The sequence below is a fragment of the Sphingomonas bacterium genome (genome assembly GCF_903643035.1).
Classification (GTDB): Bacteria; Pseudomonadota; Alphaproteobacteria; order Sphingomonadales; family Sphingomonadaceae; genus Sphingomonas.
This window is the reverse complement of sequence record NZ_CAHJWW010000231.1, coordinates 1-4,437: the sequence shown is the minus strand read 5'-3', so window position 1 is coordinate 4,437 and position 4,437 is coordinate 1. Positions and strand designations below refer to the sequence as shown.

Below are 4,437 nucleotides of genomic sequence, written 5' to 3'. Positions count from 1 at the left end.
CGCTGGCGGCGGGCGCGGCGCGGCCGGCAATCCTGAACGCGGCGAACGAGGTCGCGGTGGCCGCGTTTCTGGCGGGACGTATCGGCTTCCTCGAAATTGCCGCAATCGTCACCGATACGCTCGAGCACTACGATCCAGCCGCTCCGGAGACGCTCGATGCGGTCCTGGCGGTCGATGCCGAGGCGCGAGCCCTGGCCCGCGAGCGGATCGCGACTGGTGCGGGGGCGCATCGTGCAACGGGGCCTGTCGAGGGCGTGGCGTGACCGAGTCTCCCGGATTTCTACTGACGATCGTCGCGTTCGCCTTGGTGATCGGCCCGCTCGTGTTCGTGCACGAGATGGGCCACTACCTCGTCGGCCGCTGGTTCGGCATCGGCGCGGACGTGTTCTCGATCGGCTTCGGGCGCGAGATCGCGGGCTGGACCGACCGGCGCGGCACGCGGTGGAAGCTGTCGGCGCTGCCGCTGGGCGGCTACGTCAAGTTCGCCGGCGACATGAACCCCGCCTCGCAACCCTCGGCCGACTGGCTTGCGCTGCCCGCCGCGCAGCGACAGCGGACGTTCCAGGCCAAGCCCGTGTGGCAGCGCGCGCTGGTGGTGCTGGCGGGTCCGGCGGTGAACTTCATCGTCGCGATCCTCGTCATTGCGGGGGGCGTCATCGCCTATGGCGATGTGCGGACGCCGCCGGTGGTGGCCGCCGTCAATCCGGGCACCGCGGCGGCGCGCGCCGGACTGCTAGCGGGCGACCGGATCGTCGCGATCGGCGGGCGCTCGATGGGGACGTTCGACGACATCTTCCATTACGTGATGATCCATCCGCGCGATGCGGTGCGGATCGACTATGTCCGCGACGGCACCGTCCGGTCGGCGCAGGCGAGGCTGGGCATGCTCGCAGAGGAGGACCGGTTCGGCAATCGCTTCGAGCGTGGCCTGCTGGGCGTCGGGCCACCGCCGCCGGTGGTGGTCCGGGTCAGCCCGTGGCGCGCGCCGCTCGTCGCGGCCGGCCGGACATGGGACTACGTGCGGCTGACGATCGATACGCTCGCCCAGCTCGTGAGCGGCCGCCGCTCGATCAAGGACATGAGCGGCCCGGTCGGCATGGCGCGCGCGGCCGGCGAGCAGATCACGCTTGGCTGGACGGCGTTCGTGTCGTTGATCGTGCTCATCTCGATCAATCTGGGGTTCATCAACCTGCTGCCAATTCCGATGCTGGATGGCGGCTACCTGTTCTTCTACGCGATCGAGGCCGTGCGCCGGCGCCCCGTCACGCCTGCGGTGCAGGAGTGGGCCTTTCGTGGCGGGCTCGCGGCGCTGCTCGCGCTGATGTTCGTGGTCACGGCCAACGATCTGGGCAAGGCGGGACTCTGGCGCGGACTGGGGCAGGGCGTGGGGCACGGGCTCGCCGGGTTGATCGGATGAGCAAGCCGGGGCATGGCGACGGACGCGGGGCGTTGCGGTTTGATCGCGTTTTGGGTCGGGGTATCTGAGTGACAGTTAAGGTTTCAACTCTAGGCGCGCGTACCACCGCCATTCTGCTGACCGGCACCATATTGTCGGGAACACCGACGACAGCCCTGGCTCAGGCGGCAAGGCCGGCGGGTCCTGCGGCCGACCGTGTCACCAGGAACAAACTGGCGAGCGGCGCGCAGGTTCCCGTCACGCCGCCCGCCCCCGCCCCCGTGTCGCCGGCGGTGGCCCGCGCGATCAGGACGCTCCGTGTCGAGGGATCGCAGCGGATCGAACCCGAGACGGTGCTGTCCTACACCAAGCTGCGGGTCGGTCAGAGCTATACCAACGACACGCTCGATCAGGCGATCAAGGAACTGTACGCCAGCGACCTGTTCGCCGACGTGCAGATCAGCGGCGTCGAGAGCGGGGACATTGTCCTGCGCGTGCGCGAGAACCCGATCATCAACCGCGTGATCTTCGAGGGCAACAAGAACCTCAAGGAAGACAAGATCGGCAAGGAGGTCAAGCTCAAGCCGCGGCAGATATTCACCCGCACTGCCGTCCGGCAGGACGTCGCGCGCATCATCGAGCTGTACCGCCGTCAGGGCCGCTTCGCCGCGAGCGTCAGCCCTAAGATGGTCAGCCTGGACCAGAACCGCGTCGACGTGGTGTTCGAGGTGACGGAGGGCGCAAAATCCAAGGTCCGCCAGATCAACATCATCGGCAACAAGATCTTCTCCGACGACAAGCTGCGCGAGCAGATGGCGACCAAGCAGGCGCGCTTCTTCCGCCTGCTGTCGTCCGCCACCAGCTACGACCAGGATCGCCTCGCCTACGACCAGCAGAAGCTGCGCCAGTTCTACCTGACCAACGGCTATGCGGACTTCCGCGTGACCTCGGCGGTGGCGGAGCTCACTCCCGACAAGCGCAACTTCATCATCACCTATGTCGTCGAGGAGGGGCCGCGCTATCACTTCGGCGACGTGAGCGTCGATAGCGACATCCGCGACTTCGACAATACCAAGCTTGCCGCCACGCTGCCGATGAAGAAGGGCGACTGGTACAACGCCAAGCAGGTCGAGGACTCGGTCGACCAGCTCAACCAGGCCACTGGCCTGTTCGGCTATGCGTTCACCGACGTGAACCCCGAGTTCCAGCGTGACAAGGACACGCTGACGATGGGGATCAACTTCCACATCGCGCAGGCGCAACGCACCTATGTCGAGCGAGTGGAGATCACCGGCAACACGCAGACGCAGGACAAGGTGATCCGCCGCGAGATCCGGTTGGCGGAAGGTGATGCGTTCAACAGTTTCCAGGTCAAGCGATCGCAGGACAGGATCAATTCGCTCGGCTACTTCCAGGACAAGTTCGAGTTGAAGCAGACAGCCGGCTCCACCCCGGACCGCGTGATCCTGAGCGCGCCCGTCGAGGAAAAGTCCACCGGCGAGCTGCAGCTGTCGGTCGGTTATTCCAGCCTCGAACAGTTCATCATCCAGGCGAACATCACCCAGCGCAACTTCCGCGGCAAGGGTCAGGAACTGCGGGCCGGCGTCAATTACTCCTATTACTCCAAGTCAGTCGAGCTCGGCTTCACCGATCCGTACGTCTTCAACAAGAACGTGGCGCTGGGCGTCGACCTGTTCCGGCGCGACTACAGCTCGTTCGGCTATCAGGGCGACACGCGACAGACGACCTATCAGCAGAACTCCACCGGCTTTCAGATCCGCGCGGGCCTGCCGCTGACGGAGTTCTGGTCGTTGTCCGGCCGCTATGGCCTGTCCTACGATCAGGTGACGTTGGCGAAGTCGTCCTATTACAGCGACAACAACTTCGACGGCATCCGCGGCAACAGTCCCGATGACACTTGCGACCCGTTGCAGGCGGGGCGCTATCTGTGCGACTCGCTTGGCAACCGGCTATCCTCGTCGATCGGCTATTCGATCGTCTATGACAGCCTCAACAGCCGGCTGCGGCCGAGCGCCGGCACCTCCTTCTCGTTCAGCCAGGATTTCGCGGGGCTGGGCGGCGATGTCCGTTATGTCAGCAGCCGGGTGAACGCCGCGCGCTACAAGAGTCTGGGCGGCGGCTTTATCCTGTCGGGCACGGGGGAGGGCGGGTACATCTTCTCGCTCGAGCCGAGCCGCGGGCCAGACATCGACAGGATCCGGATCAACAACCGCTTCTACCTGGGCGAGCCGCAGTTCCGCGGTTTCGATATCCGTGGCGTGGGGCCTCGCGTGAAGCGCGCCACGTACGTTACCACTACCAACGCCGACGGTTCGACGACGCAGACGCTGCCCACCGATCGCAACTCGATCACCGACGACGCGCTGGGCGGGCGTGCCTATTACCTCGGCAAGGTGGAGCTGGAGCTGCCGCTGGGCGCCGGCGCGCGCGAGCTCGGGCTGCGCCCCAGCATCTACGCGCAGTTCGGCAGCCTGTTCGGGGTGACGAGGCCCGCGCCGACGGTGCCGGGCGGCTTCCCCAAATATACGGACCCGATAACGCACAAGGTGATCTACCTGCCCTACACTACCTACGTAAAGGACGCGTCCGGCAACCCGCTCTACACCAACACCATCACGGACAGCACCGGCGCGGCCATCTCCACCTCCACCACGATCTGCCCATCGGGGACGACGACGACCGGCACGCTGGCAGGGTGCACGAACGATGCGGCCAACACGGCCATCGTGGCGTCGTCGACCGCGCCGTTCGACGAGCAATTCTATGGCAGCAGCGTCAGGCCGCGCGTATCCGTCGGCATCGGCGTCAACTGGAATTCTCCGTTCGGGCCGCTGCGCATCGACCTCGCCAAGGCGGTCGTCGTTCAGCCGGGCGACGACAAGAAACTCATCACCTTCAATGTAGGAACCCAGTTCTGATGACAAAGACCACCATGCTGCTCGCCGCCACCGCCGCCGCGCTCGCGATCCCGGCGGCGATCGCCCCCTCCGCCGCCGCCGCCCAGGCCGCGAACGTCGCGG

General features: G+C 66.1%; 2 protein-coding genes and 1 pseudogene. All 3 read left to right on the top strand.

Features of this window, described 5'->3' with window-relative positions; all coding sequences use genetic code 11:
- Positions 1–263: pseudogene (locus HUV01_RS12650) on the top strand (1-deoxy-D-xylulose-5-phosphate reductoisomerase); the annotation flags it as partial.
- Positions 260–1,417, top strand: coding sequence for a M50 family metallopeptidase (locus HUV01_RS12645; protein WP_174298591.1), 1,158 nt, complete (start codon positions 260–262; stop codon positions 1,415–1,417). The pseudogene HUV01_RS12650 and the gene HUV01_RS12645, both read left to right, overlap by 4 nt.
- 68 nt (positions 1,418–1,485) lie before the next feature.
- Entirely contained in the window at positions 1,486–4,335 is a 2,850-nt protein-coding gene (bamA, locus tag HUV01_RS12640) for an outer membrane protein assembly factor BamA (protein ID WP_254606621.1), read from the top strand.
- Positions 4,336–4,437: the final 102 nt, after the last annotated feature.